This window comes from Stenotrophomonas sp. SXG-1, from assembly GCF_014083965.1.
In the GTDB taxonomy this organism is placed as follows: Bacteria; Pseudomonadota; Gammaproteobacteria; order Xanthomonadales; family Xanthomonadaceae; genus Stenotrophomonas; species Stenotrophomonas geniculata.
Genome location: NZ_CP046588.1, coordinates 3,787,272 through 3,801,939 on the forward strand (window position 1 = coordinate 3,787,272; position 14,668 = coordinate 3,801,939).

The following is a 14,668-nucleotide window of genomic DNA, read 5'->3' on the forward strand; positions in this document are numbered from 1 at the left end:
CCGGCGCGCGGTTCACCACGGCAACGGTACCGCCTCGCCATTCGCGCGTTCGCCGTAGTACAGCGACGGCAGCAGCCGCGAGAGGAAACTGAACTCCGTGTAGCAGTGCTTGAGCAGGCCCAGGCCGACCGCATCGCCGGCATCGCGGTGCGGATCAGCGCTGTCCAGGCCCAGCACGAAGCGGCTGCGCAGCACACAGCCGAACGGCGTATCGCGTGCCACGTGCAGCATCTGCCCGTCGCAGGGATCACCGTTTACATCCAGGCGCACGTGGTCGCCGAAGCCGATGCGCGCGGCAATCACCGCCGATACATCGCCGGCATCCTGTGCCGCCTGCAGGCGCTCTGGCACCAACAACGTGCGCGGATCATGGAACTTCAGGCGCGCCGCCACCGGCGGAATGTCGGCCAGCGATTCCACCGCATGGATGCTGGCACCGTGGTAGCTGCGCCCGCGCTGCCACGCCGCGTCCCAGCCGCGATGCTCGACATGATCAACCGGATGCCACCAGCGGATGTGCTGGGTGGTCTCGAAGAAGGTGAACCACCAGTCCAGCATGCGGCCCTTGCAGCCGTGCAGATCGGTACGCACCGCGACAAGCAGGGTGCCGTCTTCGCGGCGCTGGATGCCGGTCTCCAGGTGCATCGGCGCCGGGTCGAGCAGATCGTGGTGGTCCAGCCAGGCGCGTGCGTTCACAGCGGTATCCATCGGGGTCTCCTGCGGTGTTGGGAGACCCGACAATACGGAAACGTCATTCGTTTCGCAATTAGCCGGATGCGGTAAGATGGGGGCAATGAACAGCCCTCCCCTGCCCGAGCCCACAACACCGAGCCGCCGCCGCGGCCGCCCCGCTCGACCGGAAGCCGAGGTCCGCCACGCCGTGCTGCAGGCCACGCTGGAGCTGCTGCTGGCACAGGGTTACGAGGCGACCACGATCGAAGCGGTGGCGACCCATGCCGGGGTGGCGAAGAAGACCGTGTACCGCCACGCCAGCAACCGCGAGGAACTGGTCGGGTTGGCGGTGCGCGAATGGACCGACGGCTTCGCGCCGCAGCTGCAGCGCGATGCGCACGGTGCCGACGAGGTGCTGCCGTTGCTGCAGGACATCCTGCAGGCGGTGTGCACGCAGGCACTGTCGGCGCAGGCGGTGCAGGTGTTCCGGCTGCTGGCTACCGATTTCCCTGGCAAGGATGCGCTGCTGCAGGCCTATCTGGACAACGGCATCGAACGCGGCCGTGCGCTGCTGGCTGACTGGCTGGAACGGCAGCAGCAGCGTGGGCTGCTGCGTGAGGGGGATTCCGCACGCATGGCGCGACTGATCCTGGCAATGGCAGTGGCCGAGCCGCTGCGCGAACGCGTGATCGGCGTGGTGGCCGAGGATGCGCCGGTGGAGGTGCACCTGCGTGAGTGCCTGGCGTTGTTGGCGCCGGTGTTGCGGGTGCCGTAGGGTTGCCCCATCCGCGCATGGACGACAGTGGGTGGTGGGTGCCGTCCGTTGGTCGGCACCACATCATCCATCGCAACTCATTCGCGCAGCATATCCACGAACGCGCGCAGCGCACCGGGCATCTGCCGCTGCTTCGGGTAGTACAGCGCGAAGCCGGCGAACGGTTCGCTCCAGTCTTCCAGCACCGCCACCATCTGCCCCGAATCAATGTAGGGCCTTGCCGTGTCTTCCAGTACGTAGGCCAGGCCGATGCCATCAAGCACTGCACCCACGACGGTGCCCTGCTCACTCAACGTGAGCCGGCCCGGCACATCGATCTCCAGCGCTTGCCCGCTACGCTCGAACTGCCACTTGTAGAGATGCCCGCTGGCGAAGCGGAAGCGGATGCATTCGTGTGCCGCCAGGTCCCGCGGATGCTGTGGTGCCGGGTGTCGCCGCAGGTAGTCCGGCGAGCCGACAATCAGCCCGCGCAGCGGTGGCCCCATCGGCACCGCCACCATGTCCTCGGGCACGAACTCGTGCAGGCGCACGCCGGCGTCGTAGCCCTCGGCGACGATGTCGACCAGGCCATCGTTCTCGGTCAGCTCCACCCGCACGTCGGGGTGAGCGTGCAGGAAGCGCGCCAGTCGCGGCCCCAACTGGGTCGGTACCGCCGCGCGGGTGGCGTTGATGCGCAGCAGGCCAGCCGGGGCGGCACGGAACTGGTTCATCTCTTCCAGCGCGTCATGCACCTGGCCCAGCGCCGGCTGCAGGCGCTCCAGCAGGCGCTGCCCGGCCTCAGTCAGGGCCACGCTGCGGGTGGTGCGATGGAACAGGCCCACCCCCAACCGCTCTTCCAGCGCGCGGATCGCATAGCTCACCGCCGAGGTCGACAGCGCCAGCTCGGCACCGGCGCGGCGGAAGCTGCGGTGGCGGGCGACCGCGGCAAACGCGGCCAGGTGGGTGAGGTTGTCAGTGGCCATGATTGTGCAGTTCCACTTGATGAATCATGCCGATATCCGAGATTCCTGCCGCTGGGAACGGGGCGTATTGTAAAACGCCTTTCGATAAACCCTGCCAAGGATTCCCCATGTCCCTCGCCCGTGGTTACGCCGCCCATTCACATACCGACCCGCTGATTCCGTACGAGTTCGAACGCCGCGCGGTCGGCCCGGACGATGTGCGCATCGAGATCCTCTACAGCGGCATCTGCCACTCCGACCTGCACCAGGCCCGCGACGACTGGGGTGGCTCGATCTACCCGATGGTGCCGGGCCACGAGATCATCGGCCGCGTGACCGAGGTCGGCAGCAACGTCACCCGCTTCAAGGTCGGCGACCACGCCGGCGTGGGCTGCATGGTCGACTCGTGCCGCCACTGCGACGCCTGCGAGCACGACCTGGAGCAGTACTGCGCCGAAGGCGCGACCTGGACCTACAACGGCCGTGAACGCGAAAGCGGCGCACCGACCTACGGCGGCTATTCCGACCACGTGGTGGTCGAGCAGCGCTTCGTGGTGAAGGTATCCGACACCCTCGACCTGAAGGCGGCCGCCCCGCTGCTGTGCGCCGGCATCACCACCTGGTCGCCGCTGCGCCACTGGAAGGTCGGCCCGGGCCAGAAGGTCGGCGTGATCGGTCTGGGTGGCCTCGGCCACATGGGCGTGAAGTTCGCCAAGGCACTCGGCGCGCACGTGGTGATGATCACCACCACCCCGGAAAAGGGTGCCGATGCCAAGCGCCTGGGCGCCGACGAAGTGTTGGTCTCGCGCGATGCCGCACAGATGAAGGCACATGCCGGCAGCTTCGACTTCCTGCTCAACACCATTCCGGTCGGCCATGACACCAACCCGTACATGGGCCTGCTCAAGCGCGAGGCGACCATGTGCCTGGTCGGCGTACTGACCGAACTGGACCCGCCGCTGACCGGTGGCAGCGTGATCTTCGGCCGCAAGCACCTGACCGGCTCGGCGATCGGCGGCATGGCCGAGACCCAGGAAATGATGGACTTCTGTGCCGAGCACGGCATCGTCAGCGATGTGGAGATGATCGACATCAAGAACGTCAACGAAGCCTGGGAACGCATGGCGAAGAACGATGTGCGCTACCGCTTCGTGATCGACATGGCGACGATGAAGAACGCGGCCTGATCCAAGGCAGGTGTGAAAAAGAAAAACCCCGGCAGTGCCGGGGTTTTTCTTCTGGGATTGCCGGCCAGCGGCCGGCACTACCGCATGGCGATCAATACGCGAACTCGCGGAACACCGGATCCACATCGCCGTGCCAGCGGCCATGGAACAGCGCCAGCTTGCGCTCGGCCGGGGTCAGGCCGGATTCGACGATCTCCTGCAGCACGTCCAGGAACTTGCTCTCATCCTGGCCGTCTGCATTGCGCGCCGCGCGGCGCTTGAGGCCTTCAACGGAAATCTTCACCGCTTCGCGGGCCAGGTCGCGCACGCTGCCACTGCGGAACGGCAGGTTCATCGCGTCCTTCGGCACGCCGTCGCGCAGTGCATGGCGCTCGGCCAGGGTGAAGTCACGCACCAGGTCCCAGGCGGCATCCAGTGCGGTGTCGTCGTACAGCAGGCCGACCCAGAACGCCGGCAGCGCGCACAGGCGGCTCCACGGGCCACCGTCGGCGCCGCGCATTTCCAGGTACTTCTTCAGGCGCACTTCCGGGAACGCGGTGGTCATGTGATCCGACCAGTCGCGCAGGGTCGGCAGCGCACCCGGCAGCACCGGCAGCCTACCCTGCATGAAGTCGCGGAAGCTCTGTCCGCTGGCGTCGTGATAGATGCCATCGCGGTAGGAGAAGTACATCGGCACGTCGAGCAGGTAATCGACATAGCGCTCATAACCGAAGCCATCCTCGAACACGAAGTCGAGCATGCCGGTACGGTCGGCGTCGGTGTCGGTCCAGATGTGCGAGCGGTAGCTCAGGTAGCCATTCGGCTTGCCTTCGGTGAACGGCGAATCGGCGAACAGCGCGGTGGCGATCGGCTGCAGCGCCAGCGACACGCGGAACTTCTTCACCATGTCCGCTTCGGTGGCGTAGTCCAGGTTCACCTGCACCGTGCAGGTGCGGGTCATCATGTCCAGGCCCAACGAGCCGACCTTGGGCATGTACGACCGCATGATCTTGTAGCGACCCTTCGGCATCCACGGCATCTCATCGCGCTTCCACTTGGGCTGGAAGCCCATGCCGAGGAAGCCCAGCTGCAGCTCACCGGCCACCTGTGCCACTTCGTTGAGGTGGGTGCCGGTCTCCACGCAGGTCTGGTGGATGGTCTCCAGCGCCGCTCCGGACAGTTCCAGCTGACCGGCCGGTTCCAGCGTCACCGAAGCGCCGTCGCGCAGCAGGGCGATGGTGTTGCCATTCTCCTGCACCGGCTCCCAGCCGAAGCGGACCAGGCCGTTGAGCAGGGCTTCGATGCCGCGCTCGCCCTCGAAGGTCGGTGGGCGCAGGTCATCCAGGCGGAACCCGAACTTCTCGTGCTCGGTGCCGATGCGCCACCGCGCGCGGGGCTTTTCGCCGGAGGCGATCTCCGCCACCAGCTGCGAGCGGTCGGTAATGGGGGTATCGGCGACGTGGCTGGGGCTCGACAAGGGGAAGGCTCGCTGGACGGTGGCGGGGGATGTGGGGCTCGGAGCCTTCCATCGCAAGGGCGCACTATAGCGTGGTGACCCGTTGCGTCATGCGACGGAGACGGTTTTCAGCATCCTACCGACGCCCTCTTGACCCTCGTACACTCGGGGGCATGAGCCGCCATTCACGACACCCCGAACTGCACCGCTCCGAGCGCGTCGGCTGGCTGCGTGCCGCCGTGCTGGGGGCCAACGATGGCATCGTCTCGGTGGCCGGCCTGGTGGTCGGCGTAGCCGCCAGCGGCGCCTCCGCTGCGACCATCCTGGCCACCGGCGTGGCCGGCACCGTGGCCGGCGCGATGTCGATGGCGGCCGGCGAGTATGTCTCGGTGCAGACCCAGGCCGACACCGAAGACGCCGACCTGGCGATGGAAAAACGCGAACTGCACGAAGATCCGCACAGCGAGCTGGAAGAGCTGGCCGCGATCTACCGCCACCGTGGCCTGGAGCCGGCGCTGGCACGGCAGGTGGCCGAACAGCTCACCGCCCACGACGCACTGGGCGCCCACGCCCGCGACGAGCTGGGCATTACCGATACCCTGCGCGCCCGCCCGCTGCAGGCAGCGCTGGCCTCGGCCGGCGCCTTCACCTGCGGTGCGGCACTGCCGGTGCTGACCGCGCTGCTGGCGCCGGTCGACAAGGTCGCGATGATGACCACCGCCAGCACCCTGCTCGGCCTGTGCCTGACCGGCGCAATGGCAGCCCAGGCCGGCGGCGCACCGCCGGTACGCGGCGCGATCCGGGTGATGTTCTGGGGCGCGCTGGCGATGGCCGCAGCCGCCGGCGTCGGTCGCCTGCTCGGCGCACACGTGACATGACCGCCATGCTGCCCGCGGCCACCGCACTGCTGGCTGAGATGGCCAGTCTGGCCGGCTGCGAGCGCGCCGACGGCTATGCCTGCATCACCGCACGTCGCGAGCATGGCGCCAGCTCGGTGGAGATTCCGCAACCGCAGTTCGCGATCCTGCTGGAAGGCCGCAAGCAGGTGCGTACCGCTCATCAGTCTCTGGCGTTCGTTCCCGGCGACATCCTGCTGCTGACCCAGCGCTGCCGCATCGATGTGGTCAACACCCCCGACCCGCGCAGTGGCCGTTACCTCAGCGCCATCGTGCCGCTGTGTGCCGAAGTGCTGGCGGCCGCTCGCACGCTGTGGATCGAGGGGCTTCCCGCGCCTGGCCAGGCGATGGCGCGGTTGCCGTTGATCGAACATGGCGCGGTACTGCGCCAATGGCGGCAATCGCTGCAGGACGGGCGTTACAGCGAAGCACGATTGGCCCTGGCCTCGCTGGTACTGACCCTGTGCCGGCAGGGCCATGGCAACCTGCTGCTGCCGCAGGCGCCGAGCCTGGGCGAACAGATCCGCGACCGCATCGCCGCCGAACCGGCACGCGACTGGCAGTCGCGCGATGTGGAAGAACAGTTCGCGCTGAGCGGCGCGACCCTGCGCCGCCGGCTCGCTGCCGAGGACACCAGCCTGCGCCAGCTGCTCACCGAGGCACGGCTGGCGCATGGCATGCAGCTGCTCTACACCACGGACCTGCCGTTGAAGACCGTGGCCGCACGCGCGGGCTATCGGTCTGCGGCGAGTTTCAGCAAGCGCTTCGCCGAGCAGTACGGGCTGGCTCCCACAGACATTTGAGGGGGTTCGGCAGGGCTGCGCCCTGCACCTGCCGAAGCGAGTGCAAGAGCCAAAGCAACAGCAACAGCGGGCTATCCGCGGGATGGCGGGGCACTGTGGGTTTGCGGGGACGCCGTAAACCCGTCCATGGGGGCTTGGTCGCCGCATCCATGCGGCTCACACCCCGCAAACCCACAGTGCCCCGCCTTCGACAGATTCCGGCGGCTGTAGGTAGGTGTCGACCTTGGTCGACATATCTGTCAGATATCGATAACAAAAATGGGGTCAGATCCGTTTTTCTGCGGAAAACGGATCTGACCCCAAGAGCATTTCCAACAGATCGCGGAAAACTGTCGAAGGCGGGGTGGGTCCGGTTGCGGGGGCGTGAGCCGCATGGATGCGGCGACCGAGCTACATGGACGTACTTGCAGCGTCCCCCGCAACCGGACCCACCCCGCCATCCCACAGATAGCCCGCTGTTGCTGTTGCTTCGGCTGCTGCTATTGCTTCGGCTGTTGCCGTTGCCTCTGCGGGTGCAGGGCGCAGCCCTGCAGACACCCCCCCTTCCCTGAGCATTCCACGTAGTGGTTTGAGCGCCGCGCACACGCCAGCCACGGCACGCTAGGCCAACGGAACCACCCGTCATCCACCGAGAACCACCATGACCCTGCGCCACCTGCCCCTGCGCTCCGCCCTGCTGCTGGTCCTGTCGTCCCTGCCGCTGGCCGCGCTGGCCGAGGCTACTTCACCCGCCCCCACCCAGCAGGTGCCTGGCGTCTATCACCAGCGCGTCGGCGCACTGCAGGTCACCGCCCTGTTCGACGGCGTGGTCGCGCTGGGCCGGCAGGAAGTGGTGGACGTGCCGCCGACGCTGGTCAGCCGCCTGCTGGAAGGTCGCTACGTACCTGAGGACAAGAAAGGCCTGCAGACAGCGATCAACGCGTTCCTGATCCGCCAAGGGAACCACCTGACCCTGGTCGATACCGGCACCGCGCAGTGCTTTGGCCCCGGCCTGGGCCAGGTGCTGGGCAATCTGCGCGCCTCCGGCGTCGACCCGACCGAGGTGGATGAGGTGCTGCTGACCCACGCCCATCCGGACCACCTGTGTGGCGTGCTCGATGCACAGGGCAAGCCGGCCTATCCCAATGCCACGGTGTGGCTGTCCAAGGCCGATGCCGATTACTGGCTCAACCCCGCCAGCGAGGCCACCGCGCCGAAGGGCGTGCGCTTCGCCTTCCCGCTGGCACGCAACGCGGTGGCGCCGTACCAGGCCAGCGGCCACCTGCGCACCTTCAGCCCCGGCGATGCCCTGCCCGGCGGCGCGGTGGCGATGGACACCCATGGCCACACCCCCGGCCATGTCTCCTACCGGTTCGACAGCCAGGGCCAGTCACTGCTGGTATGGGGCGATGTGCTGCACTTCCACGCGGTGCAGTTCGCGCATCCGGAAGCGGCATTTGAGGCGGATTCGGACCGCAATGCGGCCATCGCCAGCCGGCGGGCGCTGTTGCAGCAGGCCACCGCCAATGGTTGGTGGGTGGCCGGTGCGCACCTGCCGTTCCCTGGCCTGGGCCATGTGCGTGGCGAGGGCAAGGCCTATGCGTGGGTGCCGGCGGAGTATTCGCCGTTGAAATGAGCCGATGAGCCCTTGTAGAGCCGAGCCCATGCTCGGCAACCTGGGCCTGGCCGCGCTGCGCGCGGCAGCCGAGCGTTGGCTCGGCTCTACAGGAAAACCGGAAGCCTTATTCCAGCCCCAGCCAGCCGCCGATCACGCCGCGGGCTTCGTCCACGCCGGTACGGTCTTCGCCGGAGAACACCTGCACGCTCACGCTGTCGCCATAGGCCGATTGCAGCTCCTTGCGCACCTTCTGCAGGGACTGCATCTGCTGGCTGCGGCTGAGCTTGTCGGCCTTGGTCAGCAGCGCGTGCGCCGGCAGGCCACGCTGCACGGCATAGGACAGCATCTGCCGGTCGTAGTCCTTCAGCGGATGGCGGATATCCATCACCACCACCAGGCCCTTCAAGGCTTCGCGGGTACGGAAATACCTGTCGATGAAGGCCTGCCAGTGCGCCTGCAGGTCCAGCGGCACCTTGGCGTAGCCGTAACCGGGCAGGTCGACCAGATGCGCTTCCGGGGTGACCTGGAAGAACACCAGCTGCTGGGTGCGGCCGGGGGTCTTGGAGACACGGGCCAGGGCGTTCTGGCGGGTCAGCGCGTTGAGCGCACTGGACTTGCCGGCGTTGGAGCGGCCGGCGAAGGCCACTTCGGCCCCTTCGTCGGGCGGCAGCTGCCGCACGTTGTGGGCCGAAAGGTGGTAACGGGCGCGTTCGATGAGCAATGACATGTGCCTAGGATCGCATGTTGCGGCGCCGCGCGCCCGTGCCGGCGGCCTTTGCGGGCATTTTGCTGCACTGCTGCGTTGACCGTGTGCGGAAACGGCGTTGATAATCCGGGCGATGCCGGCGGCCACCGCCCGGCCCGGTCCATACGGAGCTTCAGCATGCGCCACGCTCGCGTTCTTGCCGTATCCGCCCTTGCCACTGCTGTAGTCGTTGCCGCTGCTGCGTTCGCGCAGACCACGTTGACCCCGCTGCCCGACAACGGGCCGATCCGCACCGCCTCGCTGGAAGTGGATTTCAGCAAGACCACCTGGGGCGACGCCAAGGCCGGCCAGACCAAGGCCTCGGCCTGCGCGGCCTGCCACGGCGCCGACGGCAATTCCACAGTGGAGATGTACCCGTCCATCGCCGGCCAGAGCGAACGCTACGTCGCCCAGCAGATGGCCCTGATCGCCAACGGCCAGCGCAGCTCCGGTGCGGCGGTGGCGATGGTGCCGTTCGTGCAGAACCTCACCCCGCAGGACATGCGCGACATCGGCGCGTTCTTCGCCACCCAGAAGGCCACCGCCGGCATCGCCGATGACACGGCGGTCACCGACGGCCCCTACAAGGGCATGAAGTTCTACGAGATCGGCCAGCAGCTGTACCGCGGCGGCGACGCCAAGCGCGGCCTGCCGGCCTGCATGGCCTGCCACGGCCCCAGCGGCGCCGGTAATCCCGGCCCGGCCTATCCGCACATTGGTGGCCAGCACGCCAGCTATGTCGCGCGCCGCCTGCAGGAATACCAGGCCGGCCAGACCAACGAAACCGACAAGGCGCACTTCCAGATCATGGCCACGGTCGCGCAGAAGCTGAGCGAGCAGGAGGTGCAGGCACTGTCGAGCTACCTGCAGGGTCTGCACAACAAGGCCGACGACGTGGCCGTTGCCACCACGCCGGCACAACCGGCTGCCGCCCCCTGACCACCATTGGTCGGCCGGGGCCGCCACCGCGGCCCTCGCCTGCGGTATGTTTCCTTCACGCCGGCGACCGCGCCGGCGTTGCTTTTTTCAACGGAGATGCGTGTCGATGAGGTTGATTTCCCGCCTGCTGTTGTCTGTGCTGGTGCTGCTGCCGCTGGTAGCCTGCGCCGCAACCCCTGCCAATGCCCCGCTGGTCGAAGGCAAAGACTACGAGCGCATCGCCCAGCCGGGCCCGTTCCAGCCGCTGGCCGGCAAGATCGAGGTGGTCGAAGTCTTCGGCTACACCTGCCCGCACTGCGCCCGTTTCGAGCCGCAGCTGGAAGCCTGGGCAGCCAAGCTGCCGGCCGACGTACGCTTCACCCCGGTTCCGGCGGCCTTCGGCGGCGCCTGGGACGCCTGGGCCCTGGCCTACTACGCCGCCGACGAAGTCGGCGTGGCCAAGCGCAGCCACGGCGCCGTGTTCAAGGCCCTGCACCAGGACGGCTCGCTGCCGATGCAGAACGTTTCGGCCGATGAGCTCGCCACCTTCTACAAGGCCTACGGCGTGACCCCGGACCGTTACCTGCAGGCCCTGCGCGGCGATGCCGTACAGAAGAAGGTCGATGCCGCCCGCGCGTTCGCCCAGCGCACCAGGATCCCGGGTACCCCGGCGCTGATCATCAACGGCCAGTACCTGGTGCGTGGCGACAGCTTCGACGACCAGCTGCGCATCGCCTCGGCGCTGATCGCCCAGGCCCGCGCCGCCCGCGGCCGCTGAACCAACACCCACCACCGACACGGCGCTGTCGCCGCCGCGTGTCATCATTTCCCCCTGGCCGGCGCATGACGCCGGCCCCACCTTTCCAGATGCTGGAGACGTTTCCATGAAGATCCGTTACGCCCTCGCCCTCGCAGCGCTGCTGCCAATCCTGGCTGCCTGCAAGGCCGACGACGGCAGCACCAACACCACCGCGGCCCCGGCCGAACCGGCTGCAGCTCCGGCGACCACCGAACCGGCTGCGCCGGCCGCGGGTACCGAAGGCGCCGCACCGGCCGCTGCCGAAGGCGAGAAGGCCGCGGCTGAAGCCGCCCCGGCCGCTGCACCAGCCCCGACCACCGCCGCGCTGACCGGCCCGGCCCCGGTGGAAGGCGCCGACTACCAGGTGATCCCGAACGGCCAGCCGTTCCAGCCGGCCGCCGGCAAGATCGAAGTGACCGAGATCTTCGGCTACGTCTGCCCGGCCTGCGCCGCGTTCCAGCCGCTGGTCGGCCCGTGGAAGGCCGGCCTGCCGAGCGATGTGAACTTCGTCTACGTGCCGGCCATGTTCGGCGGCACCTGGGACAACTACGCCCGTGCCTTCTACGCCGCGCAGACCCTGGGTGTGCAGGAGAAGACTCACGAAGCCCTGTACGCTGCCATCCATTCGCAGAAGACCCTGAAGGGTGAGCGCGGCACCGATTCGGTTGACGACATCGCCAAGTTCTACGGTGCCTACGGCGTGGATCCGAAGCAGTTCGCCGCCACCATGGGCAGCTTCGCAGTGAATGCCAAGACCAACTCGGCCAAGCAGTTCGCCCAGCGCAGCCAGATCAGCGGCACCCCGTCGATCATCGTCAACGGCAAGTACCTGGTGAAGGGCAAGAGCTTCCCGGACATGCTGCGCATTGCCGACCACCTGATCGCCCGCGAACGCGGTGCGGCCCAGGCTCACTGATCCAAGAGAAGCGTTTCCCGGCCGTGAATTCCCCCCGTACACGGACCCTGCGCTTGCTGACGGCCAACATCCAGGCCGGCTCAAGTACCCGCCGCTACAGCGACTATGTGACCCGCAGCTGGTCACATGCGCTGCCGGCGGGTCGCAAGCGCAGCAGCCTGGACGCGATCGCCACCCTGGCGCGCGAACATGACATCGTCGGCCTGCAGGAGGCCGACCCGGGCAGCCTGCGCTCGGGCTTCACCAACCAGACCCATTACCTGGCCCAGCGTGCCGGCTTCAACTACTGGAGCCACCAGCCGAACCGGCGCATGGGTGGGGTCGCCTCCAGCGCAAACGGCCTGCTGAGCAAGCTGGAACCGGTGGAAGTGCAGGACCACGCCCTGCCCGGCCGCATCGGCGGGCGCGGCGTGCTGCTGGCCAAGTTCGGCGATGGCGCCGACGGCCTGGCGGTGGCGGTGGCCCATCTGTCGCTGGGTGCAGGCTCGCGGATGTCACAGCTGGGCTTCATCGCCGAGCTGTTGTCCGACCACCCGAACGCCGTGTTGATGGGTGACTTCAACTGCCTGGCCGAGCGCCCGGAAATGCAGGTGCTGTACCAGAAGACCCGGCTGCAGCCCCCGGGCTGCATCGTGCCGACCTTCCCCAGCTGGCGCCCCGACCGCGCCATCGACCACATCCTGGTCAGCAGCGGCCTGCAGACCCGCGCCGTGGAGGCCGTTCCGGCCGCCTTCTCCGATCACCTCGCCCTGGCGATGCAGATCGACGTCCCGGCTGACGCCCTGCGCTGAACGCTCCTGGTGGGTGCCAATCTTGGTTGGCACGCCGCTCTGGTGGGTGCGGACCGTTGGTCCGCACGCTCTCTGCCGCTACCCGGCCTGCACCACCGGCACCTTCAACCGCCGCGCGGTCATCGTGCTGCCCACCGAGGCCAGCACCGTGCAGCCGATCGCCAGCCACTGCAATCCATGCAGGTGCTCGTGCAGCAGCAGCATCGCCCACAACGCGGCCACCGCCGGTTCCATGCTGATCAGGATGCCGAACGTTTCCTTCGGCAGGCGCTTGAGCGCCATCATCTCAAGCGACATCGGAATCGCGCTGGAGACCAGCGCCACCAGCAGGCCGGCCGCCAGGATCTTCGGCTCGAGCAGCGCGGCGCCGGCATGCACCACGCCCACTGGCACCACCACCAGCGACGCGGCCAGCAGCCCCAGCGAGACCGAGTGCCCAGCGTGCAGATGACCGGCACGCTTGCCGAACACGATGTACAGGCCCCAGCACGCCGCTGCGCCCATCGCATACAGCACGCCAGCCGGATCCAGCGCCGGGCCACCGCCCAGCGGCAGCAGCAGCAACAAACCCACCAGCGCGCAGCCCACCCAGACGAAGTCGATGGGGCGTCGTGACGACAGCATCGCCACCGTCAGCGGCCCGGTGAACTCGATGGCCACCGCGATGCCGAAGGGAATCGTGCGCAGGGCCATGTAGAACAGCAGGTTCATCAGGCCCAGGGTGAGCCCGTAGCGCAGGATGGTGATCGCGTCCACGCGGCTGGTCTTCCAGCGCCATGGCCGCCAGAACATCAGCAGCAACAGTGCCGAGAAGCCCACACGCAGCGCGCTGGTGCCCTGGGCGCCGATCAGCGGGAACAGGTGTTTTGCGTAGGAGGTGCCGATGGCCAGCGAGGTGACCGAGCCGAGCACCGCCAGCGCCGGCAACATCGGCGCGAGTCGTGAGGTCTGCATGCGCAAAGTCTATTGCGCCGGCGCCGAGCACTTGGCTCAATTGACAGCCTGTTCGTGCAACTTCTGCTCGCCATGGCCATCGCTCCCGTGCTCGACAGCTTCGACCGCGCCATCCTCGACCTCCTGCAGCGGAATAACACCCTGCCGCAGCGCGAAATCGCCGAGGCCGTGCACCTGTCCACCCCGGCCGTGCAACGCCGCATCAAGCGCCTGCAGGACAGTGGCGTGATCGCCGCCAACGTGGCGGTGGTCGCCGCAGCCAAGGTTGGGCGACCGCTGACCATCATCGTCGAGGTGCGCGTGGTCAGCGAGCAGCGCGAACGCGTGGCGCCGTTCAAGCGCCGCGTGCAGGACGACCCGGCCGTGCAGCAGTGCTACTCGATCACCGGCGATGGCGATTTCCTGCTGCTGCTTTCGGCGGCGTCGATGGAGGAGTACGAAGCGATCACCGAGCGCCTGTTCGGTGGCGATGACAACATCGAGCGCTTCCGCACCTCGGTAGCACTGGGCACGCTGAAGCGGAGTTTCGAGGTTCCGCTGCTGCCGGTCCTGTAGCGTCGAGCCATGCTCGACTGCCTTTTGACCGCAAAACTGAAGCAGTCGAGCATGGCTCGACTCTACACTCCGAAACCATGAGCACATCGCCCTCCCACGCCCACCGCCTGCGCCGCTGGTTGCTGCGCGGCCTGTGGCTGGCCATTGCCGTCGTTGCGATGATGGCGTTGTGGAACAGTCCCTGGGCCGCCGCACCGAAGATGCTGTGGACACTCGCGCGGATGCCGCCGGCCACGCAACTGCCGGTGCCAGTGGACGGCGTGCGGCCACGCCAGATTGCCGATACCTTCGGTGCGCCGCGAGGCCGTGACCGCTCGCACGCCGGCATCGACATCTTCGCCAGCCGTGGAACGCCAGTGCGCAGCGCCACGGTCGGTGTCATCGCGGATGTCAGCGAACGTGGGCTCGGCGGGCGCCAGGTGTGGGTGATCGGGCCCGGACGCGAGCGCTACTACTACGCGCACCTGGAAAGCTGGGCCGAGGACCTGGCGCGTGGCCAGGTGGTCCAGCCCGGCGACCTGCTCGGCCATGTGGGCGACAGCGGCAACGCCAAGGGCACGCCCCCGCACCTGCACTGGGGCATCTACGGCGCAGACGGCGCCCGCGACCCGCTGCCACTGCTGCGCTGACCGCCATTGCGCACCCGCGCATCGATCTGTTCATGATTTGTAAATAGGAATAGTT

Annotated in this window: 16 protein-coding genes; 11 read left to right on the forward strand and 5 right to left on the reverse strand. The window is 67.8% G+C overall.

Annotated elements, in window-relative coordinates; genetic code table 11:
* Positions 1-12 precede the first annotated feature (12 nt).
* Positions 13-708, reverse strand: a complete 696-nt coding sequence (locus tag GOC52_RS17270; protein ID WP_019336465.1) for a DAPG hydrolase family protein — start codon at positions 706-708, stop codon at positions 13-15.
* A gap of 76 nt (positions 709-784) precedes the next feature.
* On the opposite strand from GOC52_RS17270, the gene GOC52_RS17275 reads away from it, so the two are divergent.
* Positions 785-1,447, forward strand: a complete 663-nt coding sequence (locus tag GOC52_RS17275; RefSeq protein ID WP_049480521.1) for a TetR/AcrR family transcriptional regulator — start codon at positions 785-787, stop codon at positions 1,445-1,447.
* Positions 1,448-1,524: 77 nt separating this feature from the next.
* Here GOC52_RS17275 and GOC52_RS17280 read toward each other — a convergent pair whose 3' ends face one another.
* Positions 1,525-2,409 (reverse strand): LysR family transcriptional regulator, encoded by an 885-nt coding sequence (locus GOC52_RS17280; RefSeq protein WP_049411730.1) that lies wholly within the window; start codon positions 2,407-2,409, stop codon positions 1,525-1,527.
* Between the two features lie 107 nt (positions 2,410-2,516).
* Between GOC52_RS17280 and GOC52_RS17285 the strand changes: the two genes are divergently transcribed.
* A complete protein-coding gene (locus GOC52_RS17285) occupies positions 2,517-3,575 on the forward strand; it encodes an NAD(P)-dependent alcohol dehydrogenase (protein ID WP_005419275.1) in 1,059 nt (352 codons plus the stop codon).
* A gap of 91 nt (positions 3,576-3,666) precedes the next feature.
* Here GOC52_RS17285 and GOC52_RS17290 read toward each other — a convergent pair whose 3' ends face one another.
* A complete protein-coding gene (locus tag GOC52_RS17290; RefSeq protein ID WP_191849988.1) occupies positions 3,667-5,031 on the reverse strand; it encodes a glutamate--cysteine ligase in 1,365 nt (454 codons plus the stop codon).
* A 152-nt stretch (positions 5,032-5,183) separates the two neighbouring features.
* Here GOC52_RS17290 and GOC52_RS17295 point away from each other — a divergent pair, with 152 nt between their 5' ends.
* The 3 genes from GOC52_RS17295 (at position 5,184) to GOC52_RS17305 (ending at position 8,324) form a co-directional block, all read left to right on the forward strand.
* Positions 5,184-5,888 carry a VIT1/CCC1 transporter family protein gene (locus GOC52_RS17295; protein ID WP_032129894.1) on the forward strand — a complete coding sequence of 235 codons (705 nt, stop codon included), beginning with the start codon at positions 5,184-5,186 and terminating at the stop codon, positions 5,886-5,888.
* The gene (locus GOC52_RS17300; RefSeq protein ID WP_010480900.1) at positions 5,885-6,709 is read left to right on the forward strand and encodes a helix-turn-helix transcriptional regulator; all 825 of its coding nucleotides are present in this window, start codon (positions 5,885-5,887) and stop codon (positions 6,707-6,709) included. Before GOC52_RS17295 ends, GOC52_RS17300 begins: the two co-directional genes overlap by 4 nt.
* A gap of 640 nt (positions 6,710-7,349) precedes the next feature.
* The gene (locus tag GOC52_RS17305) at positions 7,350-8,324 is read left to right on the forward strand and encodes an MBL fold metallo-hydrolase (RefSeq protein ID WP_191849990.1); all 975 of its coding nucleotides are present in this window, start codon (positions 7,350-7,352) and stop codon (positions 8,322-8,324) included.
* Positions 8,325-8,430: 106 nt separating this feature from the next.
* On the opposite strand, the gene yihA is transcribed toward GOC52_RS17305, so the two are convergent.
* On the reverse strand, positions 8,431-9,033 hold the full coding sequence (yihA, locus tag GOC52_RS17310; RefSeq protein ID WP_014038472.1) for a ribosome biogenesis GTP-binding protein YihA/YsxC: 603 nt from the start codon (positions 9,031-9,033) through the stop codon (positions 8,431-8,433).
* A 156-nt stretch (positions 9,034-9,189) separates the two neighbouring features.
* Between yihA and GOC52_RS17315 the strand changes: the two genes are divergently transcribed.
* The 4 genes from GOC52_RS17315 (at position 9,190) to GOC52_RS17330 (ending at position 12,475) form a co-directional block, all read left to right on the forward strand.
* Positions 9,190-9,990 (forward strand): c-type cytochrome, encoded by an 801-nt coding sequence (locus GOC52_RS17315; RefSeq protein ID WP_010480905.1) that lies wholly within the window; start codon positions 9,190-9,192, stop codon positions 9,988-9,990.
* A gap of 106 nt (positions 9,991-10,096) precedes the next feature.
* Entirely contained in the window at positions 10,097-10,747 is a 651-nt protein-coding gene (locus tag GOC52_RS17320) for a thiol:disulfide interchange protein DsbA/DsbL (protein ID WP_010480907.1), read from the forward strand.
* 106 nt (positions 10,748-10,853) lie between these two features.
* Positions 10,854-11,684 (forward strand): thiol:disulfide interchange protein DsbA/DsbL, encoded by an 831-nt coding sequence (locus GOC52_RS17325; RefSeq protein WP_010480908.1) that lies wholly within the window; start codon positions 10,854-10,856, stop codon positions 11,682-11,684.
* A gap of 53 nt (positions 11,685-11,737) precedes the next feature.
* The gene (locus GOC52_RS17330) at positions 11,738-12,475 is read left to right on the forward strand and encodes an endonuclease/exonuclease/phosphatase family protein (protein ID WP_177178893.1); all 738 of its coding nucleotides are present in this window, start codon (positions 11,738-11,740) and stop codon (positions 12,473-12,475) included.
* 78 nt (positions 12,476-12,553) lie between these two features.
* Here GOC52_RS17330 and GOC52_RS17335 read toward each other — a convergent pair whose 3' ends face one another.
* Positions 12,554-13,429: an EamA family transporter gene (locus tag GOC52_RS17335; protein ID WP_191849992.1), complete on the reverse strand. Its 876-nt coding sequence runs from the start codon at positions 13,427-13,429 to the stop codon at positions 12,554-12,556.
* Between the two features lie 72 nt (positions 13,430-13,501).
* Between GOC52_RS17335 and GOC52_RS17340 the strand changes: the two genes are divergently transcribed.
* Together GOC52_RS17340 and GOC52_RS17345 are read left to right on the forward strand one after the other, a co-directional pair.
* Positions 13,502-13,984 carry an Lrp/AsnC family transcriptional regulator gene (locus tag GOC52_RS17340; protein ID WP_164193352.1) on the forward strand — a complete coding sequence of 161 codons (483 nt, stop codon included), beginning with the start codon at positions 13,502-13,504 and terminating at the stop codon, positions 13,982-13,984.
* 77 nt (positions 13,985-14,061) lie between these two features.
* Complete coding sequence (locus GOC52_RS17345) at positions 14,062-14,613, forward strand: M23 family metallopeptidase (protein WP_191849994.1); 552 nt, start codon at positions 14,062-14,064, stop codon at positions 14,611-14,613.
* The last annotated feature ends 55 nt before the right edge of the window (positions 14,614-14,668 follow it).